Genomic DNA, 23,111 nt, shown 5'->3' on the forward strand with positions numbered 1-23,111 from the left:
ATATAAGAATTGACACCATGACAAATTGGCTCCCCGATCTTCAGGCCTCCGACGGTCCGCTCTATGTCCGCATTGCCGACCAGATCGAGCAGGCGATCAACACAGGCGCCCTCGCCTCCGGCAGCAAGCTGCCGCCGCAGCGAAATCTCGCCTACGATATCGGTGTGACGATCGGTACGGTCAGCCGTGCCTACAGCATGGTGCGCGAGCGTGGCCTCGTCAGTGGCGAAGTCGGCCGCGGCACCTATGTGCTAGGTTCTCCCGACAATGACGACACCGCAGAGGCGATGGACCCGATCAGCGCCCGCCTCGTCGGCACGCGTGCCGCGAATGCACCGCCGGGCAAGCTGCGCTTCGACACCACGGCCGCCACGGATGTGGGACAATCGGCCATTGTCACCGATATCCTCTCGGCCATCTGCCGCGAGCAGCCGAACGAGATTTCAAGCTACACAAGAAATTTTCCGCCGCACTGGATGGAAGCCGGCCGCCAATGGCTGAAGCGTGGCGACTGGCAGCCGGCGATCGAGAGCATCGTCCCGACACTTGGCGCGCATGCCGCGGTCATGGCGGCCGTCTCGGTCATCACATCCCCGGGCGACCGCATCGTCTTCGAGCATGTCACCTATTCGCAGATCAGCCGCGGCACCGCCCTGCTCGGTCGACAGACGGCGCTGGTCGAGTCGGATGCCGAGGGCGTCATCCCGGAAGATTTCGAGCGGGTGTGCCTGCAGCAGCATCCCAAACTCGCCTTCCTGATGTCCGGCGCGCAGAATCCGACACTCGTCACCATGCCGGAGGAACGCCGCCGGGCGATTGCCGCCATCGCAAAACGGCACAATGTCTTCCTGGTGGAGGACAATCTCTACGGCGCGACGGCTGACAACGACATTCCGCTGCTTGCCGAAATCGCGCCCGATCGCACCTTCCTCGTCGGCGGCCTTTCGAAGAGTGTGGCGGCCGGCGTGCGCGGCGGCTGGATTTCCTGCCCACCACACCTCGCCCAGCGCGTGCGCATCGCCCACAAGATGGTGAGCGGCGGCCTGCCCTATCTGCTGGCCGAGCTGGCCGCGCGATTGGTGCTTTCGGGCATGGCCGATACGATCCGCATCAAGGTTTCCGAAGAGGTCGCCATTCGCGAGGCCCATGCGCGGAAAATCTTCGAGGGACTGGACTTCAACTCGCATCCGCGTGTGCCCTTCCTCTGGCTGAAGCTGCCGGATCCCTGGCTTTCCGGCACGTTCCGGCAAGCGGCCTTCGCCGAAGACATCCTCATCGACGACGAGGACGAGTTCAAAGCCGGGCGCTCGGAAAAGACCTTTCATCGCGCGCGCATCGGCCTCTCCTCGCCAGTGGCCCGCGAAGAGGTCGTCGGTGGCCTGACACGCTTGCGCCGGCTGCTGGAAAACGGCCCGACAGGGTATGACAGTCCGGCCTGAAACGCGCGTTCTCATGTGGTTGACGGTCATTTTCCTGTCGCGCTGAAAGTCGGCTTGGGTTAAAGAGACGGCAATCCTGCCCTTCACGACAAGACGAGCGACGATGACCATTTCGAACACCCGCCCGATCACCCCGGAGCTGATTGCCGCCCACGGGCTGAAGCCGGATGAATACGACCGCATCCTCTCGCTGATCGGCCGTGAGCCGACTTTCACCGAACTCGGCATCTTCTCGGCCATGTGGAACGAGCATTGCTCGTACAAGTCCTCGAAGCGCTGGCTGCGCACGCTGCCGACCAAGGGTCCGCGCGTCATCCAGGGTCCGGGCGAAAATGCCGGCGTGGTCGATATCGATGACGGCGACTGCGTCGTCTTCAAGATGGAGAGCCACAACCACCCGTCCTATATCGAGCCCTACCAGGGTGCTGCGACCGGCGTCGGCGGCATCCTGCGCGACGTCTTCACCATGGGCGCGCGCCCGGTCGCGGCGATGAACGCGTTGCGCTTCGGCGCGCCGGATCATCCGAAGACCCGCCACCTAGTTTCCGGCGTCGTTGCAGGCGTCGGCGGCTACGGCAACTCCTTCGGCGTGCCGACCGTCGGCGGCGAAGTCGAGTTCGACCCGCGCTACAACGGCAACATCCTCGTCAACGCCTTCGCCGCCGGCCTTGCCAAGTCGAACGCCATCTTCCTGTCGGAAGCCAAGGGCGTCGGCCTGCCAGTCGTCTATCTCGGCGCCAAGACCGGCCGTGACGGCGTCGGCGGTGCCACCATGGCATCGGCAGAATTCGACGAATCCATCGATGAGAAGCGTCCCACCGTTCAGGTCGGCGACCCCTTCACCGAAAAGTGCCTGCTGGAAGCCTGCCTGGAACTGATGCAGACCGGCGCCGTCATCGCCATCCAGGACATGGGTGCCGCCGGCCTCACCTGCTCGGCCGTGGAAATGGGCGCCAAGGGCGACCTCGGCATCGAATTGAACCTCGATTTGGTGCCGGTCCGCGAAGAGCAGATGACCGCCTATGAAATGATGCTGTCGGAAAGCCAGGAGCGCATGCTCATGGTTCTCGAGCCCGCCAAGGAAGAGGTCGCCAAGGCGGTCTTCATCAAGTGGGGCCTCGCCTTCGCCATTGTCGGCACCACGACGGATGACCTGCGCTTCCGCATCCTGCACCAGGGCGAGGAAGTCGCAAACCTGCCGATCAAGGACCTTGGCGACCAGGCTCCGGAATACGATCGCCCCTGGCGCGAGCCGGGCAAGCCCGCGCCGCTGCCGGCCAATCTGGTGGAAGAGCCCGCCAATTATGGCGATGCCGTGCTGAAGCTCGTCGGTTCGCCGAACCAGTCGAGCCGCCGCTGGGTCTACGAACAGTATGACACGCTGATCCAGGGCAATTCGCTGCAGATCCCCGGCGGCGACGCCGGCGTCGTGCGCGTCGAGGGTCACGCCTCCAAGGCGCTCGCCTTCTCTTCCGACGTCACCCCGCGTTATGTCGAGGCCGATCCGTTCGAAGGCGGCAAGCAGGCCGTCGCCGAGTGCTGGCGCAACATCACGGCAACCGGCGCCGAGCCACTCGCCTCCACCGACAACCTGAACTTCGGCAATCCGGAAAAGCCCGAGATTATGGGCCAGTTCGTCAAGGCCATCCAGGGTATCGGCGAAGCCTGCCGCGCGCTCGATTTCCCGATCGTCTCCGGCAACGTCTCGCTCTACAACGAGACCAACGGCATCGCGATCCTGCCGACCCCGACCATTGCCGGCGTCGGCCTGCTGCCCGACTGGTCGGTCATGGCCAAGATCGGTGGCGCCAGGGATGGCGACCAGCTGATCCTCATCGGCACGGATGGCAGCCATCTCGGCCAGTCCGTCTATCTGCGCGACGTCGTCGGCAAGATCGACGGCCCCGCGCCGGAGGTCGACCTGCATGCCGAACGCCGCAACGGCGACTTCGTACGCTCGGCCATCCGCAACAGCCAGGTCACGGCCTGCCACGACATTTCCTCAGGCGGTCTTGCCACCACGCTTGCCGAAATGGTCATGGCATCGGGCAAGGGCGCGAAGGTCGATCTCTCCGAAGCCAACAGTCCGGCGCACGCCCTGCTGTTCGGCGAAGACCAGGCCCGCTACGTGATCGCGGTTCCGTCCGACCTCGCAAACTTCGTCTGCGCCAATGCGGAAGGTGCGGGCATCCCGTTCCGCCGCCTCGGCACGGTCGCCGGCGATGCTCTGGCCGTGGATGGCCTGTTCTCGTTGCCGATTGAGCAATTGCGCAACACCCATGAATCGTGGTTCCCTGACTTCATGGATGGCAACGGCAACGCCGCTGCCGCCGCGGAATAAATAAGGGAGCAGTTTCATGGCCATGTCACCCGGCGATATCGAAGACCTCATCAAATCCGGCATTCCGGGAGCGAAGGTGGTCATCCGCGATCTTGCCGGCGACGGCGACCATTATGCAGCCGAGGTCGTCGCGGAAGCGTTCCGCGGCAAGACCCGCGTGCAGCAGCACCAGATGGTCTATGACGCGCTGAAGGGCAACATGGGCGGCGTGTTGCACGCCCTTGCCCTCCAGACCTCCATTCCGGAGTGATCCGTCATGGCCGGCCTTCTCGACCAGCTCGTCTCCGGTGTCGTTGATGCAGCCCTCAAAGAGGTGCTGAAAAAGACCGGCGTGCGCAAGACAACGACGACCAAGCGCACGCGCCGCAAGGCGACGACGACACGCAGGAAGGCCTCCGGCGGCATCCTCGGCGATATCATCGAGGCCGCGCTGAAGCCGGCCAAGAAGCCGGCAAAGCGCCCACGCAAGCAGACAAGCCGCCGGCGCACGGCGGCCAGTCGCTCGCGTCAGCGTAGCCGCTGATTGGTAAATGCCAATCTTGCTGTAAAAAACAGGCCAGCTACATGAGGGGCAAATGACGCTTGCGTCTGGCATTGAGCCTCGTTTTTCCATCATCGCCGGTAGCTATTTCGTCGCGGTCGTCGTCGCTTCCCTTGTCGTGGTAACATCGCTTGCCATTACGGTCGGTATCGATCCGTCACTCTCTCTTGCATTCGTTTTCGGGTGCGCAGTTACCTTCGCCTACGGGCTTCCCGGCTTTATAGCTACCGTCTTGATCTCGCGTTGCTTCCATCTTCGGGGATGGCGGTTCTTTATCATTGCAGGTGGTCTGGACGGCGTTTTGTCCATGGCAATTTTCGATTACAACATGCCGAAGCCTGACAAATTCTTCTTTCTTGTTATCTTGGGCGGTTTAGCTGGTGGTTTCATATACCGCCTGCTTGCCTATCGTCCGCACCTCGCTGCGACCTGAAGCACACACGTCGTACTTTTTCCTGAGGGCCTTCTGGCATTTGTCACCCGAGGTTGTTATTTAGGGCGCATGGTTCATCGCATCGGCCCTTGAAGCCGATTTGCTAGGGAATACGACTATGAGCGGCATCCACGATTTCATCGCCAACGAAGTGAAGACCAACGACGTTGTCCTGTTCCTCAAGGGCACGCCGGAATTCCCGCAGTGTGGGTTCTCCGGTCAGGTCGTTCAGATCCTCGACTATGTGGGCGTGGACTACAAAGGCATCAACGTGCTTGCCGACGCCGATATCCGCCAGGGCATCAAGGATTATTCCAACTGGCCGACCATCCCGCAGCTTTATGTGAAGGGTGAATTCATCGGCGGTTGCGACATCGTGCGCGAAATGTTCCAGTCGGGAGAGCTGCAGTCTCACCTTCAGGAACAGGGCATTTCGATCAAGGGCGCTGCCTGACGCTTCACGGTCTTCCGGCCGGCAAGCATTTCAAAGGCGCCGCATCCCAGCGGCGCCTTATCTCTTTTATGGAATGAATTGATATGTCTGCACTTTCCCCTGAATCTGCCCAGCGCCTCAAAGGCATGGGCAAGATAGAATTCATTGCGCTCATGGCGTTCCTGATGGCGCTCAATGCGCTCGCCATCGACATAATGCTGCCCGGCCTGCAGGAAATCGGCGCGAGCCTCGGCATCGAAAACGAGAACCACCGGCAATATGTCATCTCGGCCTACCTGATCGGCTTCGCCTTCGCGCAGCTGCTCTATGGTCCGATCTCCGACCGGTTCGGCCGTCGTGCGCCGATGTTCGTCGGCCTTGGCATCTACGTGCTCTCGTCGCTGGCGGCGATCTTCGTGCCGAGCTTTGCCGCCTTGCTTGCCGTGCGCTTCATCCAGGGCATCGGCTCGGCTGCGATGCGCGTGATCACCGTCTCCATCGTCCGTGACATTTTTGGCGGGCGCGCGATGGCGGAGGTCATGTCGCTGATCATGATGGTCTTCATGGTGATTCCCGTCTTGGCGCCGGGCATCGGCCAGGTCGTCATGCTGTTCGGCAACTGGCACCTGATCTTTGCTTTCATGGCCGTCGTGGCGCTTGCCGTCTGGGCGTGGATGTATTTCCGCCTGCCGGAGACGCTGCATGAGGACGACGTGCGCCCCTTCACGGTGCGTTCGGTCCTCGGCGGCTTCCGCATCGTTCTGACGGACCGCGTGGCGCTCTGCTACACGCTGGCGAGCACCTTCATCTTCGGGGCGCTGTTCGGCTTCATCAACTCCGCGCAACAGATTTATGTCGGTATTTACGGCCTCGGCGTCTGGTTTCCTGTCGCCTTCGCCGCCGTCGCCGCCTTCATGGCGCTGTCGTCCTTCGTCAACGCCCGCCTTGTCGGTCGGTTCGGCATGCGCAAGCTGTCGCATGGCGCCCTCATGGGCTTCCTGACGGTCAATACGCTGTGGCTCGCCCTGACGCTCCTCTGGCCGGGACATGTGCCATTCCCGATCTTCATCGTGCTGTTCGCGCTGTCGATGTTCCAGTTCGGCTGGATCGGCTCGAACTTCAACTCGCTCGCCATGGAACCGCTCGGCCACGTCGCCGGCACGGCCTCCTCGGTGCTTGGCTTCATGGGCACCGCCGGGGGCACGATCATCGGCGCGATCATCGGCCAGTCCTTCAACGGCACGGCGCTGCCGCTGGTCACCGGCTTCTTCACGCTCTCGATCATCGGCCTGATCTTCGTGCTGATCGCCGAGCGCGGAAAGCTGTTCCAGGCGCATAACAAGCCGGTCTGAGAAAAACGGCAGACAAAGAAAAGGCCCGGTTGCCATTGGCAGCCGGGCCTTTTGTTTTGATCTCATCCGCCTCAGTCGACGAACACCTCGCGGCGCAGCAGTTCCCAGGTGTCCTTGTCGGGCGCCACCAGCAGGCCGCCTTCCGTGTGGTGCGGCTTGTAGGCCGAGCCATCGAAGCGGGCGGCATGGGCGCCGGCCTCCTGCGCGATCAGCGTGCCGGCCAGGTGGTCCCAGGGCATCAGCTTATTGTACATGAGGTAATGCAGGTGGCCACCGGCGAAGGTGCGGTATTCGTGCGCGGCGCAGCGATAGTTCGAAACGAAGGCCACCTTGGCGAGGTTCGACAGGATGCGCGCGCGGCGGTCGCGGTCGAGGAAACTGGTGGACGCCATGCCCGTCAGCGCTTCGAGCGGAGCACCGCCACGAGCTTTCAGCCTGACGGCCGGGCGGTGATCGCCGGTCTGCCAGGCGCCGCCGCCCTTTTCCGCCATCACGAAATCATCGCCCATCGGATCGTAGATGATGCCGCCGACCGTTTCGCCGCCGGAGACGATCGCCGCCATGACGCCGAACAGCGGCACGCCGGACGCGAAATTGAAAGTGCCGTCGATCGGATCGACGACGATGGCGGTTTCCGCATCGCCGAGCTTGGACAGAAGCGCCGGATCCGCCGCGACCGACTCCTCGCCGACGAACAGCACGCCCGGAAACTGCGCAGCCACCTCGCGCTTGATGAAACGCTCCGCCGCTTCGTCGGCAACCGTCACGAGGTCGTTCGCGTCGGCCTTGGTGTGGACGTCGCCTTTTGCAAGCGCGCGAAAGCGCGGGCGGATTTCGGCTTCGGCCGCCTGTGCAAGCACAAGCGCCAGGGCATTGATGTCAATCGTCGTCGTCATTGGGCCTTACCGTTTCGAGGGAGGAGAAATCGAAAAGCTTCGGGTCGAGAAGATGGGACGGATTGGTGTGGCCGAGCGCGCGCAGCATGGTGTCCTTGCGGCCCGGCATGCGCGTTTCGATATCCGCCAGCATCGCCTTCATCGCATTGCGCTGGAGGCCGTCCTGCGAGCCGCAGAGGTCGCAGGGGATGATCGGGAACTGCATGGCGCTGGCGAATTTTGCGAGATCGTCTTCCGCTGCATAGGCAAGCGGACGCAGCACCATCAGGTCGCCTTCGTCATTGAGAAGCTTCGGCGGCATGGCGGCCAGCCGCCCGCCATGGAAGAAGTTCATGAAGAAGGTTTCGAGAATATCCTCCCGGTGGTGGCCGAGCACCAGCGCATCACAGCCCTCCTCCCGGGCGATGCGATAGAGATTGCCGCGCCGCAGCCGCGAGCACAGCGAACAATAGGTCGCCCCCGCCGGCACCTTCTCCTTCACGATGGAATAGGTGTCGCGATATTCGATGCGGTGTTTGGCGCCTATCGATTTCAGGTATTCCGGCAGGATGTGCTTTGGAAAATTCGGCTGGCCCTGGTCGAGATTGCAGGCAATCAGTTCGACCGGCAGCAGGCCGCGCCATTGCAGATCCATCAAAAGCGCAAGCAGCCCGTAGCTGTCCTTGCCGCCGGAGACGCCGACGAGCCAGCGCTTCTGGCCCTTCAGCATGCCGAAATCGTCCATCGCCTGCCGCACCTGCCGAAGCAGGCGCTTGCGCAGCTTGTTGAACGACACGCTGGAGGGCGCATCCGCAAAGAGCGGATGGCGACCATCGTCCGGTGTGTCGTCGTCGGGTTCAGCGATTGCCAGGGTCATCGGTGCCGTCATGGGCCTGCAATGCCCCGAACCGGCCGCACAATCAAGCCCCGAAGACCGACCATCCGGTGCGCGCCGCCAGCATTTCCAGCGCCAGCGAACCGAGAAGCGAGTTGCCGTTGTCGTTGAGGCCCGGCGACCAGACCGCGACCGAGGCTTTTCCGGGCGCCACGGCCAGAATACCGCCGCCCACGCCGCTCTTGCCCGGCAGGCCGACGCGGTAGGCAAAATCGCCCGATCCGTCATAGTGGCCGCAGGTCAGCATCAGCGCGTTGATACGCCGCGCCCGCATATGCGAGACGACGCGGTGACCGGTCAGCGGATTGGTGCCGCTATTGGCGAGGAACAGCCCCGCCTTGGCAAGCTGCCGGCAACTCATCGCCAGCGCGCATTGATGGAAATAGACGCCAAGCACCAGCTCGGCCGCGTGATCGAGCTTGCCGAAGGAGCGCATGAAATTGGCGAGTGCGAAATTGCGGAAGCCCGTCGCCTGCTCGGAGCGCGCCACGGCCTGGTCGACGATGATATCGTCTTCGTCCGCCAGGTAGCGCAGGAAGCGCACGATCTCGCCGATCGCCTCCTTCGGGGTATGGCCGGCGAGCACGAGATCGGTGATGGCGATCGCGCCCGCATTGATGAAGGGATTGCGTGGAATGCCGCCTTCCTGCTCGAGCTGGACGATGGAGTTGAACGCCGAGCCGGACGGCTCGCGTCCCACACGCTTCCAGATCGCCTCGCCGTGTTTGCCGAGCGCCAGCGTGAGCGTGAAGACCTTCGAGATGCTCTGGATGGAAAAGGCTTCTTCCGCGTCGCCGACGAGGTGCACGTCACCATCGACCGTCACCACCGCCATGCCGAATTTCTGGGGATCGACATGGGCAAGCTGCGGGATGTAGTTCGCCACCCTGCCCTCGCCGCGCCGCGGCGAAAGGTTTGCGTGGATGTCTTCGATGATGGCCTGAAGATCCATAAGCAGTTCCCCAAAGAAAAAGCCGCCAATCTCTTGGCGGCTTTTCCAGATTGCGCAAGGCGTCGTCGCGATTAACGCGAGTAGAATTCGACGACCAGGTGCGGTTCCATGACGACGGCGTAGGGCACGTCGGAGAGAACCGGGATGCGAACGAAGGTGGCGACCATCTTGTTGTGATCGACTTCGATGTAGTCCGGAACGTCGCGTTCAGCGAGGCCAACGGATTCAAGAACCGTGACGAGCTGCTTGGACTTTTCCTTGACTTCGATGACGTCGCCCGGCTTGCAACGGTAGGAACCGATGTTGACGCGGACGCCGTTGACCTTGACGTGGCCGTGGTTGACGAACTGACGGGCAGCGAAGACCGTCGGGACGAACTTGGCGCGGTAGACGATCGCGTCGAGGCGCGATTCGAGCAGACCGATCAGGTTTTCCGGGGTGTCGCCCTTGCGGCGCTCGGCTTCAGCGAAGATCGCGCGGAACTGCTTCTCGCGGATATCGCCATAGTAGCCCTTCAGCTTCTGCTTGGCGCGGAGCTGAACACCGAAGTCCGAAAGCTTGGACTTGCGGCGCTGGCCGTGCTGGCCCGGGCCGTATTCGCGGCGGTTGACCGGGGACTTCGGACGGCCCCAGATGTTTTCGCCCATACGGCGGTCGATTTTGTACTTGGATGCAGCGCGCTTGCTCATCGCATTTCCTCTTAGTCTTGTTATCGCCTGCCCGTTGCCGGACCGGCTGAAGGAAACACGCCCTCCTCTGAACCTTCTTAGGTTCCGACAGGTTTCTCACGATCGCGACCGGAGAATCCACGGGACATGTCAATGAAACACCGGACATTTCTGCCCGGCGTTGGCGGGGTCATTAGGCGAGTTTTACAAAACTGTCAACGAACAACACCCGGAAAATCCGCCTATTCCGCCGCATCGCGGTGGGAATCGGCAAGGTCCGGCCCATTGGCGTCACCCGGCAGCGTCTCGCAGGCGAGATCCGGGAAGGCGACGATTCGGTGGCCGGCGAGATCGCTGTGCACGACGACCAGCCCCTGCTCCTCGAAATAGCCGAGCAGGCGCCGCGCACGACGGGCGGAGTGGGTGCCGTAGGCGCGCGCGATCCGCGCATCCGACGGGCAGGCAAGGCCGCGCACGGCCGTCTGCGCGACGAGCAGGAAAACGCCCTGCAAATCCTCGGAGACGCTGCGGGAAAGATCAAGCGCCTTGCCCCAGATCTCCGTTGCCGCCGTCTCGGCATCGACGCCGGAACGCGCGACCGCCATCTTGCGGCGGAAGGCCGGAAGCGACAGCGGCGCGCCGGGCACGCGACGGATGCGGCAGCGCACGAGGAAATCCTGGAACAGTTCGGCATCCGCCCGGAAGGCAGCATCGGGATTGCCGAGGATTTCGGCGAGAACCTGGTCGAGCAGGCCGTCGCGCTCTTCGGCGGAAATCTCCGGCGCCGGGACTTTCGTTTCCGTCTGCACCGGCTCCGGCCGGGCGCGGGAGAGTTCGGCGAGGATATCCGTCGTCGGGCGCGGCGCGGGTGGCGCACGGCGCACCAGCGGGCGGGAAAACTCTTCGGGGTCGGGCGTGAAGATCAGGTCTTCGACATCCTGCGGCGCATCCGGTAACGGCATCAGCTTGGGGCTGGTCGAGCGCGCGGAGGTCTCGACGGTACCGATCGTCACCGGCAGCGGACGGCGCGACAGCGCCGGGCCGAGTGCCACGAAGGCGCCGCGCGGCAGATCGCGGAACATTTCCGCCTGCCGGCGATCAAGCCCGAGCAAGTCGGCAGCGCGCGCCATGTCGATATCGAGAAAGGTGCGGCCCATCAGAAAGTTCGAGGCTTCCGCCGCGACGTTCTTGGCAAGCTTTGCCAGGCGCTGCGTGGCGATGACGCCGGCAAGGCCGCGTTTACGACCACGGCACATCAGGTTGGTCATCGCGCCAAGCGAGAGTTTTCGCGCTTCTTCGGAGACCTCGCCGCTGACGGCCGGCGCAAAGAGCTGCGCCTCGTCGACGACAACGAGCACCGGATACCAGTAGTCCCGGTCCGCATCGAACATGGCGTTGAGGAAGATGCCGGCGGCGCGCATCTGCTCGTCGGCCTCAAGGCCTTCGAGCGAAAGCACGCAGGAAACGCGGTGCTGGCGGATGCGGTTGGCGATACCGACAAGCTCGGCTTCCGTGCGCTCGCCATCGACGACCACATGGCCGAATCGATCGGACAGCGTCACGAAGTCGCCCTCGGGATCGATGATGACCTGCTGTACCCATTGCGCGGACTGTTCGAGCAGGCGCCGCAAAAGATGCGACTTTCCCGAGCCCGAATTGCCCTGCACCAGCAGGCGCGTCGCCAGCAGTTCCTCGATATCGAGCTTGGCCGGTGCGCCGCCCTGCACCGTTCCCATGTCGATGCCGACCTTCATGCCGTTCCTCGTTCCTGAAATTTGTGATTCGTCCGGCCGCCACCGGGCAACCGGAGAGCCCTAACACGAAATTAACGCCCGTCACGACCCGCTTTGGAAAAACCCACAGGGAAAGCCGCGTCAGACGACGCGCAGACCAAATCCCTGCATCAGGCGCCGCGTCGAAAAATCCGGGTTGCGCGAGGTGAAGACGGCGATGTCCTCGCCGGGCGCAAGCGTCTCCAGCGGCGGCACGAGCCGGCGGGCCTGGCGGGCGATGGCCTCCGCCGGGTCGAGCCAATCGACTGGCCAGGGCGCGAGTTTGCGAAAGAGGTTCGCCATGAAGGGATAATGCGTGCAGGCGAGCACGACGATATCCGTCTTGCGGCCGTTCTCGTCGGCAAAGCAGGGGATGATCTCGGCACGCACCGCCTCGTCCGACAGCGTTTCGCCGCGGATATAGGCCTCGGCCATCGGCGCAAGGCGCTCCGAGCCGACGAGCCGCACGTCGCACTGGCTGGCGAAGGACTGGATGAGGTCGCGCGTATAGGCGCGCTTGACCGTTCCGGGTGTCGCGAGCACGGAGACGAGGCCGGAGCGGGTACGTTCGGCGGCCGGCTTGATGGCGGGAACGGTGCCGACGAAGGGCATGTGCGGAAAGGCGGCGCGCAGGTCCGCACCGACCAACGTGAACGCCGTGTTGCAGGCGATGACGCAGATTTCCGGGTCATGCTCCGCGAGCAGTTTCCGGAAGAGTTCGATGACATGTGCCTTCAGCGCCGGCTCTTCCCAGGGACCGTAGGGAAATGCGGCATCATCGGCGACATAGATGAAATGCCGCTCCGGCATCAGCACGCGGGCCTCGCGCAGCACGGTGAGGCCACCGATGCCGCTGTCGAACATGAGAACCGGTTTTGCGCTATTGTTCGTCACGAGGCACCTTGGGCCGGCGGTTGCGGGTGCGGTTCGGATCGACCGCGCCGCGGGGCGATTCGCGGGTGAAACGATCGAGGCAGGAAACGATACCGCGCAAAACCTGGATCTCCGTGCCGGTAAAGGAGGGACGCGTCAGAATGGCGCGCAGGTTCTCCACCAGTTTGGGCTTTTTTTCGTCAGGGCGGAAATAACCACGCGCGTCGAGCGTCTCTTCCACATGGTCGAAGAGGCCTTGAAGTTCTTCCTTCTTGGCCGGTCGCTGCGGCAACGCGTGGAACGGCGTGCTCTCGACAGAGACAAGGCCGCTTTTCATCCACTCGTAGCTCATGAGAAGAACGGCCTGCGCTAGGTTCAAGGAGGCGAAGGCGGGGTTGACCGGGAAAGTGACCAATTCGTCGGCGAGCGCGATTTCCTCGTTGGTGAGGCCGGTGCGTTCGCGACCGAAGAGTATGCCGGTCTTTTCGCCGGCGCGGAAACGCAGACGCAGGTCATCGGCGGCAACGACCGGCGAGCGGACTTCCTTGTAGCCGTAGCGATCGCGCGCCGTCGTCGCATAGACGAATTCGAGGTCGGCAACGGCCTCCTCCAACGAGGGATAGACCTTCGCCGCCTCGATAACGTGATCGGCCTTGCTGGCGGCGGAGATCGCCTTCTCGCTCGGCCAGCCATCGCGTGGATTGACGAGGCGCAGTTCCGCCAAGCCGAAATTCGCCATGGCGCGCGCCACCATGCCGATGTTCTCGCCGAGTTGCGGATGAACGAGGATGATCGCCGGTCCTTCGGCGATCAGCGTGCGTTCGCTGTTCGTGCCTGCCATGCTCATAATTCCCTAGAAAGATGGGGCCTCACTGGCATAAACGGCCGAAAATGAAAAGCGGCAGTCATTTATTCCGGTGATTCCGCAGCGCTGCCGTTTCCGCCATTGGCGCCCTCCTGCGCGATCTCGACCAGTTCCTTCTTGAGCGATGCAGCTTCCTCGAAGCTCGGGCGCTCTATATCGTCGATGACCGCGCGGCCATCCTCCTCGATTAGCTTGAAGACAAGCTTTTCCGGCTGCCAGTCGGCGGCGCGGTCGCCAAAACAATGGCTGTTGTCGAAGGTCACGGTGACGTCCTCCGCGCCTGCGGCCGGTTGGCCTTCGGTGGTCGTCACGTCCTTCAGCGCACAGCCGTCCTGGCCGCCGATGATCGGGTCATAGTCGAATGGCGAACCGCCATCCTCATAGGCCGGGTATTTTGCGGCCTCGCGGTACTTCGCCACGAAATCCTTGCTGTAGAGGCGCTTTAGAAAATCCTCGCTGAAATAGTCGGTATAGGGCGGCGGCGTATCGGTGTCGGTGCCCATGTCCTGCCAGTTGGCGGTGGCGGCGGACAGGATTTCCGCGACCGGCGCCTTGAAATCGGCGGCCTGAACCGAAACCGGAAGCAGAAGGGCGAGCGCAACGAGACCGAAACGCGACATGGCATTCTCCATTGGATGACGACAGGTCCGGACGGGCCTGCGAGCGGACCTCCCTGGAACGGAATTTTGGCGAAACTTATTCTTTTGCAGTGCGAAAATAAACCGCCTCCGCCCATGGTCGGCTTTGCCTTCCGGATCGTCAGTGCTATAGGGCCAATCGGTTCTTTAAAGTCCACGATCCGGGGCGTTCCGCCCCTACAAGCACGAGGCTCCCCATGGCAAAGATCAAGGTCGCCAACCCCGTCGTCGAACTCGATGGCGACGAGATGACGCGCATCATCTGGCAGTTCATCAAGGACAAGCTGATCCATCCCTATCTGGATGTGGACCTCGAATATTACGACCTCGGCATGGAAAACCGCGACGCCACCGACGACCAGGTGACGATCGACGCCGCCAACGCCATCAAGAAGCACGGCGTCGGCGTCAAGTGCGCCACCATCACGCCGGATGAAGCCCGCGTCGAGGAATTCAAGCTGAAGAAGATGTGGAAGTCGCCGAACGGCACGATCCGCAACATCCTCGGCGGCGTCATCTTCCGCGAGCCGATCATCTGCAAGAACGTGCCGCGCCTCGTTCCCGGCTGGACCAAGCCGATCATCGTCGGCCGCCACGCCTTCGGCGACCAGTATCGCGCCACTGATTTCAAGTTCCCCGGCAAGGGCAAGCTGACGATGAAGTTCGTCGGCGAGGACGGCAAGGAAATCGAATACGACGTGTTCGACGCCCCGTCCGCCGGTGTCGCCATGGGCATGTACAACCTCGACGATTCGATCACCGAATTCGCCCGCGCCTCGCTGAACTACGGCCTGCAGCGCAAGGTGCCGGTGTACCTGTCGACCAAGAACACCATCCTGAAAGTCTATGACGGCCGCTTCAAGGACATCTTCCAGCAGGTCTTCGACGCCGAATTCGCCGACAAGTTCAAGGAAGCCAAGATCTGGTACGAACACCGCCTGATCGACGACATGGTCGCTTCGGCGCTGAAGTGGTCCGGCGGCTACGTCTGGGCCTGCAAGAACTATGACGGCGACGTGCAGTCCGACATCGTGGCGCAGGGCTTCGGCTCGCTCGGCCTGATGACCTCGGTTCTGATGACGCCGGATGGCCAGACGGTGGAAGCCGAAGCCGCGCACGGCACGGTGACGCGCCACTACCGCCAGCACCAGAAGGGCGAGGAAACCTCGACCAACTCGATCGCCTCGATCTTCGCCTGGACGCGTGGCCTTGCCCACCGCGCCAAGCTGGACGGCAATGCGGAACTCGCCAAGTTCTCCGACACGCTGGAGCGCGTCTGCGTCGACACCGTCGAATCCGGCTTCATGACCAAGGACCTCGCGCTCCTCATCGGTCCCGACCAGCCGTGGCTCTCCACGACGGGCTTCCTCGACAAGATCGACGAGAACCTGCGCAAGGCCATGGCGGCCTGAGCCAAAGCAGAATGCATCGAGAAAGCCCGGCCATCGCGCCGGGCTTTTTCTTTAGCCGCCCTTGCGGCAACAGCACCTTGCCTTATCTTCCCCCCAGCCTGATGCAGAGGAGAAGCACATGGCCGAGGAGCTTGTTTTCTACGCCAACCCGATGTCGCGAGCACGCATTGCCCGCTGGATGCTGGAGGAAGTCGGCGCGCCCTACCGCACGGAATGGCTGACCTTCGACGGCTCGATGAAATCGCCGGATTTTCTCGCGATCAATCCGATGGGCAAGGTCCCCACCATCCGCCATGGCAAAGCGGTCGTCACCGAGGCGGCGGCAATCTGCGCCTATCTTGCAGATGCCTTCCCGCAGGCTGGCCTGGCACCGCCGACCGACAAGCGCGGCGACTACTATCGCTGGCTCTTCTTTGCCGCCGGGCCGCTCGAAATGGCCGTCTCGCTCAAGGCGTTCGGCCTCGAGGTACCCAAGGAGCGCGAACGCAGCATCGGCTGCGGCAACTACGCAACCGTGATGGATACGCTCGAACATGCGGTGACGCGGCATACATACATTACCGGCGAGACCTTCACCGCCGCAGACGTCTATGTCGGCGCGCATATCAGCTGGGGCCTGCAGTTCGGCACGCTCGAACCGCGCGATGCCTTCAAGGCCTATTGGGAGCGCCTCAAGGAGCGTCCAGCGAGCAAACGGGCGACAGCGATCGATGACGAGGAAATGCATCGGCAACTTGCCGCGGCGAAGCAATAGAATGAGCGCCGAGGTTTGAAGTTTTGCCCATCAACGCCCTCTCCTCCGTCATCCCGGGGTGAAGCCCGAAGATGGCGGAGGCGGGTAGGCGCTTGATACAGTTCCGGGGCGATGCCCCCATCCGACCTTTCGGCGCCGTCAGGCCGCAGCCTCCACCGCCGGCTGGAGCGGCAGGTAGATTTCCGTCAGCAGCTCGTTGGGCGGTACCTCTCGCGGATTGTTGAGATAGGCCTCGAACATCACCTCGTCGCGGATCGAGCGGCCGGAGGCCGGCAGCCAGGTGGCATACAGCCAGCGATAGGCCGCCGCCATATCGGCATATGGTCCCCTGTGGCGCAGCACCGCATAGTCGCCGCCGGCGAGCGTGCGGCGTTCCAGCGGCGCCTCCGCAGGGATGTCCGCATCCGCCGTCACACAGGCAAACGAACGAAGCTTGTCTTCCGGCACCAGATCGGGATCGTCGAGGAAAAGGCCGATCATGCGCATATCGGGCCGGAAGATGTTGCGGGAGAACAAGGCGCCGTAAAGCGCCTCGAATGCCTTGCCGATGCCCATATAGGACCCGGTGTGCGGAATGCAGAGCAACGTCTGCGAGGGGATGGTACGTGTAGCGATGTCATACATGCGGGGCGACTCCTTGCCGTTTTCGGGTTCGAAGGCGCGATGAGGACCATCCTTGCGGTAGCGCGCCGGCGGCATGCCGTAGGCAGCCGCAAACGCGCGCGTAAAGGATTGCAGGTTGGGATAGCCCCAGCGCGCGGCGATGTCCCGCACGGAGCGGTCGCTTTTCACCAGATCGCCCGCCGCGCGGTGCAGCCGGAGCCGCCGGACGGTCGCCGCCAGCGTTTCGTTGTGCACGGCCCGGTAGACGCGATGCCAGTGATGGGCGGAAAGGCAGGCGATATCCGAGAGACGGTCGAGGTCGAGATCCTCGTCCAGATGCTCGTAGATATAGGCGGAGACGCGCAGCAGGCGCTTCTCGTAGGCGGCCCAGATCTCGTTCTCGCTCATGCCGTTACCTCTCTCGTCGGGACGCATTCAATCAAGCACGGAGCGATTTCACAAATCCTGCGCTTCTGACTGCCCGCATTTTTTGATGGCCTTGACGTCCATCAATTGCATCGACGAACGACTCGGCGTGAGATGCTCCCGCCGGCCTTTCCATCCCCGGCTTCTTCGAGGCGCTCATGACCGATACCCTGATGCCGAAACTCGCCAGCGTTTTCGCGGAGGGATACGGTGCCGCGCGCCTGAGGGCGGACGCGCTCTCGGGGCTGACGGTCGCGATCGTCGCCCTGCCGCTTTCCATGGCCATCGCCATTGCCTCCGGTGTCACGCCGGACCGAGGCCTGTACACCGCCATCGTCGGCGGCTTCCTCGTCTCCGTGCTTGGCGGCAGCCGGTTCCAGGTCGGTGGACCGGCCGGCGCCTTTATCGTGCTGGTCTCGGCAACCGTCGCCCGACACGGCGTAGAGGGCTTATTGCTGGCTACCTTTCTGTCCGGCATCATCCTGGCGATTGCCGGTTATCTACGGCTCGGCAAATACATAAAATTCATTCCGTACCCCGTGACGGTCGGCTTTACCGCCGGGATTGCCGTCATCATATTCGCCAGCCAGATCAGCGAACTCTTCGGCTTGAAACTCGACGGACGCGAGCCCGGCCCGATCCTCGAAAAGCTCGCCGCCCTCTGGGCCGCACGCCCGACCTTCAACCCCGCGGCCTTCGCCGTCGCCGGCCTCACCATCGCCGTCATCCTGGTGCTGCGCCGCTTCCGTCCGAGCTGGCCCAATCTCCTCATCGCCGTTACCATCGCCTCCGTCGCGACCGCGCTTCTCTCCTTGCCCACGGAAACGATCGGCACACGCTTCGGTGGATTTCCGCGCGGCCTTCCCGTGCCGGCCCTGCCCTCGTTCTCGCCAGAGCTCGTCATTACCGTGCTGCCGGATGCCATCGCCTTCGCCCTGCTCGGTGCAATCGAGTCGCTGCTCTCGGCGGTCGTTGCCGATGGCATGACGGGACGGCGCCACCGCTCGAGCATGGAACTCATCGCACAAGGCTTCGCCAATGTCGGCTCGGCGCTGTTCGGCGGCATCTGCGTCACCGGCACCATCGCTCGAACGGCAACGAATGTACGCTCGGGCGCCACCAGCCCGGTCTCCGGCATGCTGCACGCGCTGTTCCTTCTCCTCTTCATGCTCGCCGCCGCACCGCTCGCAGGCTATATCCCGCTGGCCGCCCTTGCCGGCCTGCTCGCCGTCGTTTCGTTCAACATGGTGGAGCGTCCCGCCATCGCCGCCCTCATCCGCTCGTCGCGCGGCGATGCGGCCGTCGTGATCGTCACCTTCCTGCTCGTCGTGTTTCGCGATCTTACGGAGGGTATCGTCGTCGGCTTCCTGCTCGGCGCCGTGCTCTTCATCGACCGCATGGGCAAGGCGGTCGATATCCGCGAGGAAAGCGTGCCGCGTCTCGTGCGCGCCGTCGAAAATGCCGGCGAGGACGATGGCGGCCTGCCGGAGCGCCCCGTCGCGGCGGATGATCCCGATACCGTTGTGTATCGCATCAGCGGGGTTTTCTTCTTCGGCGCGGCCGCCAGTGTCGGTTCCGTGCTCGATCGCATCGCCGACCAGCGACGCAACTTCGTGCTCGACTGCACCGAGGTTCCGCTGATCGACTCCACCGCCGCGAGCGTCATCGAAGGCCTTGTCCGCAAGGCAAGCCGCTCGGGCGTTCAGGTCTATATTGCCGGCCTGAAGCCAGATATGCGCCGTCTCCTGGAAGCGCACGACCTGCACGCCCACGTCGTTTTCACGGCGACTGCAAATGAAGCGCTGGAGAGGATTTCACGCTTCTAGCGCGCAGCAGCGATACCGGTGGAGGAAGCGGACGGCGAACGCATACGCTCGGCAAAGCCGGAAAGCGTGGCCGCGGGCGTCGCCCGCATCACGAGGTTGCGCCCTGCTTCCTTGGCCGCATAGAGTGCTCCGTCGGCCGCCGAATGCAGGCGGTCGAAATCCGCACCGAAGGTCGCGACGTCGGCAAGGCCTATGCTGACGGAAACACCGATCTCGCGCCCTTCGCTCAGGATGCTCAGCGCGGCAACGTCCTGCCGCAGCCGTTCGGCAAAGTGTTCGGCCCGCGCGATATCATGCCGGGGGGCGAAGAGCGCAAACTCCTCCCCACCGAAACGGCAGAACAGCATGCCCTCCTCCAGCGAGGCGGAGATACGCGCGGAAAAGCGTTTGAGAACCGTGTCCCCTGCGACATGGCCGTGCGTATCGTTGATCGCCTTGAAGCGGTCGAGGTCGAAGATCATCAGCGTACCTTCGCTGCGGGCGGCAAGATGCACACGCGTATCCTCGAAGAACGAACCGCGATTGGCAATTCCGGTCAGCGCATCCGTGCGGGATGCCTGCCGGTAGAGCGCCTCGCCGCGCTCCTTGATGAGCACGAGCATCGCAACCGCCGCCAGAATCGTGTGAGCGAAGAGTTCCAGCGAGAAGAGCGCGAACCAGGCGGAATGCGCTGTGCCATTGCCGAGCGGTGCCGGTGAGACGATCGCCATCGGAATGCGCAGGGAATAGATGATGCCGTGCGACAGGAAGAAAATGGCGGACAGGGTGCGGGTGGGCAACCGTTCGCCCCGACGCCCACGCCAGATATCCACGCCCATCCAGACAGAATAGGCCGAGATGATCGCCGAGGAGAGAATGATGCGGTTGTTCACATCGGCCGAAATCTGCGGCACGAAAAGATAGGCGGCGCTCCAGAGAACCGGACCTGCCAGCACGACCAGCGGATAGGCCCGACGCCGATCGAAAACACGGAAGCCCGCCCACATCAGGGCATAGCCGAGGGTCGCAAGCATATTGGCAAAGCCGACGGTCAGCATGGGATAGCCGATTGCCCGCAGCGCAAAAAGAAGCGTGCAGACCGAGCCCACCCACATGGAGAGGCACCAGTAGCCGGCCGCCGCATGGCGCCGGTCGGTCAGCCAGACCTGCAACATGAAAATCCCGACGACGATGGTCGACAGGAAGGTACAGATCATCAAGGTCGAAATGCTGATCAGGTCTTCAATCAAAACACACTCTCCGCGCGGGCAAATGCTAGGCGTAAAGCTTGAAGACTTCGCAAACAAACGGCGGGCCAAAGCCCGCCGTCCTGTGGATACACGAAGGTTTGAAGCGCCGGATCAGCCGGCGATGGCTGACGCCACGGCTTCCAGCGCTTCGGCCGCCCTGGAACCATCCGGGCCGCCGGCCTGCGCCATGTCGGGGCGGCCGCCGCCGCCCTTTCCGCCGAGCGCTTCGGACGCGCGGCGCACCAGATCGACGGCGCTGAGACGGCCCGTGAGGTCGTCCGTCACCGCCACGACGGCGCTCGCCTTGCCATCCGGCGAGACGCCGACGAAGGTGACGACGCCGGAACCCAGGCTTTTTTTGCCCTCGTCCGCCAGGCTCTTCAGGTCCTTCGGCTCGACGCCGGTAACGACCTTGCCGAGATATTTCACGCCGGAAACGTCGCGAACGCCGTCATCGCTGCCCGACGGGCCGCCGGAAAGGGCGAGCTTCTTCTTGGCTTCCGTCAGCTCGCGCTCCAGCTTGCGGCGCTCGTCGACCAGCGCCTCGACGCGGGCAAGCACTTCGCCCGGCTGGGCCTTCAGCGTGGTGGCGAGCGCCTTCACGCGTTCGTCCTGCTCGGCGAGATAGGCGCGGGCCGCCTCACCCGTCAGCGCTTCGAGACGGCGCACGCCGGACCCGACGGCGCTGTCCGAGAGAATGCGCACGAGGCCGATCTCACCCGTGGAAGAGACATGCGTGCCGCCGCAAAGCTCGACCGAATAGGCACGGTTCGCCTTGGCGCCGCGAACGCCGGTGCCCATGGCGACGACGCGCACTTCGTCACCATACTTCTCGCCGAAGAGCGCCATGGCACCTTCCGCGATCGCATCGTCCACCGTCATCAGGCGGGTGGTGACAGGCGAATTCTGCACGATGATCTCGTTGGCCATGTCCTCGATGATGCGCAGCTCTTCGGCCGACATCGGCTTGGGATGCGAAACGTCGAAGCGCAGGCGCTCGGGCGCGACCAGCGAGCCCTTCTGGGCTACGTGGGTGCCGAGCACTTCGCGCAACGCCTCGTGCAGCAGATGCGTTGCCGAATGGTTGGCGCGCAGCCGCGAGCGACGGGCATGGTCGACAGTGAGCGCGACGGCATCGCCAACCTTCAGCGTGCCCTCGGCGACGGTCGCGACGTGAACGAAAACGCCCTCGCCCTTCTTCTGCGTGTCAGAAACGGTGAGCTTGGCATTGTCGGACGAGATCACGCCCGTATCGCCCATCTGACCGCCCGATTCGCCGTAGAACGGCGTCTGGTTGATGACGAGCTGAACCTCTTCACCGGCAGCGGCGGTTTCGACCGCCTTGCCATCACGCACGATCGCCTGCACGACGCCCTCGGCGATCTCGGTGTCGTAACCCAAAAATTCGGTCGCGCCGAACTTCTCCTTCAACTCGAACCAGATCGTTTCCATCGCCTTGTCGCCAGAGCCGGCCCAATGCGAGCGGGCTTCCGCCTTCTGGCGCTCCATGGCGTCGGTGAAGCCCGCGAGATCGACGTTGATTTCGCGCGCGCGCAACGCGTCCTGCGTCAGGTCGAGCGGGAAGCCGTAGGTATCGTAGAGCTTGAAGGCGGTCTCGCCATCCAGCATGTCGCCCTTGTGCAGCGTGGACGTGGCGTCGGAGAGCAGGTTGAGGCCACGCTCCAGCGTGGTGCGGAAGCGGGTTTCCTCGAGCTTCAACGTCTCGGAAATCAGCGCTTCGGCGCGGGCAAGCTCCGGATAGGCGCGGCCCATCTCGCCGACCAGCGTCGGCAGCAGCTTCCACATCAACGGGTCCTTGGCGCCGAGCAGCTGCGCATGGCGCATGGCGCGACGCATGATGCGGCGCAGCACATAGCCGCGGCCATCCTTGGCCGGCAAAACGCCGTCGGCGATCAGAAAGGCGGACGAGCGCAGGTGGTCGGCAATGACGCGGTGGCTGGCACGGGCCTCGCCCTCGGCCTTGACGCCCGTCGCCTCGACGGAGGCGTCGATCAGCGCACGGAAGAGGTCGATGTCATAGTTGTCGTGCTTGCCCTGGAGGAGTGCCGCAACACGCTCCAGCCCCATGCCGGTGTCTATGGACGGACGTGGCAGGTCGACGCGCTGATCCTTGGTGATCTGCTCGAACTGCATGAAGACGAGATTCCAGATCTCGATGAAGCGATCGCCATCCTCTTCCGGCGAGCCGGGTGGGCCGCCCCAGATATGATCGCCGTGGTCGTAGAAGATTTCCGAGCACGGACCGCAGGGGCCGGTATCGCCCATCGCCCAGAAATTGTCGCTGGTCGGAATGCGAATGATGCGGTCGTCGGTCAGGCCGGCGATCTTCTTCCAGAGATCGAAGGCCTGGTCATCCGTATGATAGACGGTGACGAGCAGGCGCCTCTTGTCGATGCCGAATTCCTTGGTGATCAGGTTCCAGGCAAGCTCGATCGCGCGCTCCTTGAAATAATCGCCGAAGGAGAAATTGCCCAGCATCTCGAAGAAAGTGTGGTGGCGCGCAGTGTAGCCGACATTGTCGAGGTCATTGTGCTTGCCGCCGGCGCGCACGCATTTCTGCGCGGTCACGGCGCGTGAATAGGGACGCTGCTCGAGGCCGGTGAACACGTTCTTGAACTGCACCATGCCGGCATTGGTGAACATCAGAGTCGGGTCGTTGCGCGGCACGAGCGGGCTGGACGACACGACCTCATGCTCGTTCTTGCGGAAATAGTCGAGGAAAGTCGACCGGATTTCATTCACGCCGCTCATATCGCGTCCTTC

The 23,111-nt window shown here is 63.4% G+C and carries 21 protein-coding genes; 10 read left to right on the forward strand and 11 right to left on the reverse strand.

Annotated features, from left to right (window positions below; translation table 11 throughout):
- Nucleotides 1–17: 17 nt before the first annotated feature.
- The 7 genes from MUO32_RS11200 to MUO32_RS11230 all read left to right on the forward strand — a co-directional run bounded on the left by MUO32_RS11200 (nt 18) and on the right by MUO32_RS11230 (nt 6,539).
- Nucleotides 18–1,439 (forward strand): PLP-dependent aminotransferase family protein, encoded by a 1,422-nt coding sequence (locus MUO32_RS11200; RefSeq protein ID WP_257948367.1) that lies wholly within the window; start codon nt 18–20, stop codon nt 1,437–1,439.
- 103 nt (nt 1,440–1,542) lie between these two features.
- Nucleotides 1,543–3,780, forward strand: coding sequence for a phosphoribosylformylglycinamidine synthase subunit PurL (purL, locus tag MUO32_RS11205; protein ID WP_257948368.1), 2,238 nt, complete (start codon nt 1,543–1,545; stop codon nt 3,778–3,780).
- Between the two features lie 16 nt (nt 3,781–3,796).
- Complete coding sequence (locus tag MUO32_RS11210) at nt 3,797–4,030, forward strand: BolA/IbaG family iron-sulfur metabolism protein (protein ID WP_244759081.1); 234 nt, start codon at nt 3,797–3,799, stop codon at nt 4,028–4,030.
- A 6-nt stretch (nt 4,031–4,036) separates the two neighbouring features.
- Nucleotides 4,037–4,303: a hypothetical protein gene (locus tag MUO32_RS11215; RefSeq protein ID WP_257948369.1), complete on the forward strand. Its 267-nt coding sequence runs from the start codon at nt 4,037–4,039 to the stop codon at nt 4,301–4,303.
- A gap of 52 nt (nt 4,304–4,355) precedes the next feature.
- Nucleotides 4,356–4,754, forward strand: a complete 399-nt coding sequence (locus tag MUO32_RS11220) for a hypothetical protein (RefSeq protein ID WP_257948370.1) — start codon at nt 4,356–4,358, stop codon at nt 4,752–4,754.
- Between the two features lie 118 nt (nt 4,755–4,872).
- Nucleotides 4,873–5,208 carry a Grx4 family monothiol glutaredoxin gene (gene grxD, locus MUO32_RS11225; RefSeq protein WP_257948371.1) on the forward strand — a complete coding sequence of 112 codons (336 nt, stop codon included), beginning with the start codon at nt 4,873–4,875 and terminating at the stop codon, nt 5,206–5,208.
- A 125-nt stretch (nt 5,209–5,333) separates the two neighbouring features.
- Nucleotides 5,334–6,539 (forward strand): multidrug effflux MFS transporter, encoded by a 1,206-nt coding sequence (locus MUO32_RS11230; RefSeq protein ID WP_257949202.1) that lies wholly within the window; start codon nt 5,334–5,336, stop codon nt 6,537–6,539.
- A gap of 71 nt (nt 6,540–6,610) precedes the next feature.
- On the opposite strand, the gene MUO32_RS11235 is transcribed toward MUO32_RS11230, so the two are convergent.
- From MUO32_RS11235 to MUO32_RS11270, 8 genes are all read right to left on the reverse strand, one after another.
- A complete protein-coding gene (locus MUO32_RS11235; protein ID WP_257948372.1) occupies nt 6,611–7,435 on the reverse strand; it encodes an inositol monophosphatase in 825 nt (274 codons plus the stop codon).
- Nucleotides 7,419–8,291 carry a tRNA 2-thiocytidine(32) synthetase TtcA gene (ttcA, locus tag MUO32_RS11240; protein ID WP_257948373.1) on the reverse strand — a complete coding sequence of 291 codons (873 nt, stop codon included), beginning with the start codon at nt 8,289–8,291 and terminating at the stop codon, nt 7,419–7,421. Before ttcA ends, MUO32_RS11235 begins: the two co-directional genes overlap by 17 nt.
- A 43-nt stretch (nt 8,292–8,334) precedes the next feature.
- A complete protein-coding gene (locus MUO32_RS11245; RefSeq protein ID WP_257948374.1) occupies nt 8,335–9,261 on the reverse strand; it encodes a glutaminase in 927 nt (308 codons plus the stop codon).
- 71 nt (nt 9,262–9,332) lie between these two features.
- Nucleotides 9,333–9,950: a 30S ribosomal protein S4 gene (gene rpsD, locus MUO32_RS11250; protein ID WP_069058975.1), complete on the reverse strand. Its 618-nt coding sequence runs from the start codon at nt 9,948–9,950 to the stop codon at nt 9,333–9,335.
- Nucleotides 9,951–10,171: 221 nt separating this feature from the next.
- Nucleotides 10,172–11,683 (reverse strand): ATP-binding protein, encoded by a 1,512-nt coding sequence (locus tag MUO32_RS11255; RefSeq protein WP_257948375.1) that lies wholly within the window; start codon nt 11,681–11,683, stop codon nt 10,172–10,174.
- A gap of 120 nt (nt 11,684–11,803) precedes the next feature.
- Entirely contained in the window at nt 11,804–12,565 is a 762-nt protein-coding gene (gene murI / locus MUO32_RS11260; protein WP_069058977.1) for a glutamate racemase, read from the reverse strand.
- Nucleotides 12,566–12,581: 16 nt separating this feature from the next.
- A complete protein-coding gene (locus MUO32_RS11265; RefSeq protein ID WP_257948376.1) occupies nt 12,582–13,415 on the reverse strand; it encodes an RNA methyltransferase in 834 nt (277 codons plus the stop codon).
- 68 nt (nt 13,416–13,483) lie between these two features.
- Complete coding sequence (locus MUO32_RS11270; RefSeq protein WP_257948377.1) at nt 13,484–14,059, reverse strand: hypothetical protein; 576 nt, start codon at nt 14,057–14,059, stop codon at nt 13,484–13,486.
- A gap of 215 nt (nt 14,060–14,274) precedes the next feature.
- Here MUO32_RS11270 and MUO32_RS11275 point away from each other — a divergent pair, with 215 nt between their 5' ends.
- Together MUO32_RS11275 and MUO32_RS11280 are read left to right on the forward strand one after the other, a co-directional pair.
- Nucleotides 14,275–15,489 carry an NADP-dependent isocitrate dehydrogenase gene (locus tag MUO32_RS11275; protein ID WP_257948378.1) on the forward strand — a complete coding sequence of 405 codons (1,215 nt, stop codon included), beginning with the start codon at nt 14,275–14,277 and terminating at the stop codon, nt 15,487–15,489.
- A 118-nt stretch (nt 15,490–15,607) separates the two neighbouring features.
- Nucleotides 15,608–16,243, forward strand: coding sequence for a glutathione S-transferase family protein (locus MUO32_RS11280; protein WP_257948379.1), 636 nt, complete (start codon nt 15,608–15,610; stop codon nt 16,241–16,243).
- 138 nt (nt 16,244–16,381) lie between these two features.
- Here MUO32_RS11280 and MUO32_RS11285 read toward each other — a convergent pair whose 3' ends face one another.
- The gene (locus MUO32_RS11285) at nt 16,382–17,254 is read right to left on the reverse strand and encodes a GyrI-like domain-containing protein (protein ID WP_257948380.1); all 873 of its coding nucleotides are present in this window, start codon (nt 17,252–17,254) and stop codon (nt 16,382–16,384) included.
- A 176-nt stretch (nt 17,255–17,430) separates the two neighbouring features.
- Here MUO32_RS11285 and MUO32_RS11290 point away from each other — a divergent pair, with 176 nt between their 5' ends.
- The gene (locus MUO32_RS11290; protein ID WP_257948381.1) at nt 17,431–19,098 is read left to right on the forward strand and encodes a SulP family inorganic anion transporter; all 1,668 of its coding nucleotides are present in this window, start codon (nt 17,431–17,433) and stop codon (nt 19,096–19,098) included.
- On the opposite strand, the gene MUO32_RS11295 is transcribed toward MUO32_RS11290, so the two are convergent.
- Together MUO32_RS11295 and alaS are read right to left on the reverse strand one after the other, a co-directional pair.
- On the reverse strand, nt 19,095–20,327 hold the full coding sequence (locus tag MUO32_RS11295; RefSeq protein ID WP_257948382.1) for a GGDEF domain-containing protein: 1,233 nt from the start codon (nt 20,325–20,327) through the stop codon (nt 19,095–19,097). The two genes, MUO32_RS11290 and MUO32_RS11295, sit on opposite strands and share 4 nt — an antisense overlap.
- A 111-nt stretch (nt 20,328–20,438) precedes the next feature.
- On the reverse strand, nt 20,439–23,099 hold the full coding sequence (gene alaS / locus MUO32_RS11300) for an alanine--tRNA ligase (RefSeq protein ID WP_257948383.1): 2,661 nt from the start codon (nt 23,097–23,099) through the stop codon (nt 20,439–20,441).
- Between the last annotated feature and the right edge of the window lie 12 nt (nt 23,100–23,111).

It is taken from the genome of Shinella sp. CPCC 101442 (assembly GCF_024704725.1).
Classification (GTDB): Bacteria; Pseudomonadota; Alphaproteobacteria; order Rhizobiales; family Rhizobiaceae; genus Shinella.

What these genes read in the sequence shown, in the direction of transcription:
- MUO32_RS11275 (WP_257948378.1), top strand. Translation starts at nt 14,275, where the DNA reads ATGGCAAAGATCAAGGTCGCCAACCCCGTCGTCGAACTCGATGGCGAC.
- MUO32_RS11215 (WP_257948369.1), top strand. Translation starts at nt 4,037, where the DNA reads ATGGCCGGCCTTCTCGACCAGCTCGTCTCCGGTGTCGTTGATGCAGCC.
- murI (WP_069058977.1), bottom strand. Translation starts at nt 12,565, where the DNA reads ATGTTCGACAGCGGCATCGGTGGCCTCACCGTGCTGCGCGAGGCCCGC.
- MUO32_RS11200 (WP_257948367.1), top strand. Translation starts at nt 18, where the DNA reads ATGACAAATTGGCTCCCCGATCTTCAGGCCTCCGACGGTCCGCTCTAT.
- MUO32_RS11285 (WP_257948380.1), bottom strand. Translation starts at nt 17,254, where the DNA reads ATGAGCGAGAACGAGATCTGGGCCGCCTACGAGAAGCGCCTGCTGCGC.
- ttcA (WP_257948373.1), bottom strand. Translation starts at nt 8,291, where the DNA reads ATGACCCTGGCAATCGCTGAACCCGACGACGACACACCGGACGATGGT.
- MUO32_RS11270 (WP_257948377.1), bottom strand. Translation starts at nt 14,059, where the DNA reads ATGTCGCGTTTCGGTCTCGTTGCGCTCGCCCTTCTGCTTCCGGTTTCG.
- MUO32_RS11245 (WP_257948374.1), bottom strand. Translation starts at nt 9,261, where the DNA reads ATGGATCTTCAGGCCATCATCGAAGACATCCACGCAAACCTTTCGCCG.
- rpsD (WP_069058975.1), bottom strand. Translation starts at nt 9,950, where the DNA reads ATGAGCAAGCGCGCTGCATCCAAGTACAAAATCGACCGCCGTATGGGC.
- MUO32_RS11235 (WP_257948372.1), bottom strand. Translation starts at nt 7,435, where the DNA reads ATGACGACGACGATTGACATCAATGCCCTGGCGCTTGTGCTTGCACAG.
- MUO32_RS11230 (WP_257949202.1), top strand. Translation starts at nt 5,334, where the DNA reads ATGGGCAAGATAGAATTCATTGCGCTCATGGCGTTCCTGATGGCGCTC.
- MUO32_RS11280 (WP_257948379.1), top strand. Translation starts at nt 15,608, where the DNA reads ATGGCCGAGGAGCTTGTTTTCTACGCCAACCCGATGTCGCGAGCACGC.
- purL (WP_257948368.1), top strand. Translation starts at nt 1,543, where the DNA reads ATGACCATTTCGAACACCCGCCCGATCACCCCGGAGCTGATTGCCGCC.
- MUO32_RS11210 (WP_244759081.1), top strand. Translation starts at nt 3,797, where the DNA reads ATGGCCATGTCACCCGGCGATATCGAAGACCTCATCAAATCCGGCATT.
- alaS (WP_257948383.1), bottom strand. Translation starts at nt 23,099, where the DNA reads ATGAGCGGCGTGAATGAAATCCGGTCGACTTTCCTCGACTATTTCCGC.
- MUO32_RS11220 (WP_257948370.1), top strand. Translation starts at nt 4,356, where the DNA reads ATGACGCTTGCGTCTGGCATTGAGCCTCGTTTTTCCATCATCGCCGGT.
- grxD (WP_257948371.1), top strand. Translation starts at nt 4,873, where the DNA reads ATGAGCGGCATCCACGATTTCATCGCCAACGAAGTGAAGACCAACGAC.
- MUO32_RS11255 (WP_257948375.1), bottom strand. Translation starts at nt 11,683, where the DNA reads ATGAAGGTCGGCATCGACATGGGAACGGTGCAGGGCGGCGCACCGGCC.
- MUO32_RS11265 (WP_257948376.1), bottom strand. Translation starts at nt 13,415, where the DNA reads ATGGCAGGCACGAACAGCGAACGCACGCTGATCGCCGAAGGACCGGCG.
- MUO32_RS11290 (WP_257948381.1), top strand. Translation starts at nt 17,431, where the DNA reads ATGACCGATACCCTGATGCCGAAACTCGCCAGCGTTTTCGCGGAGGGA.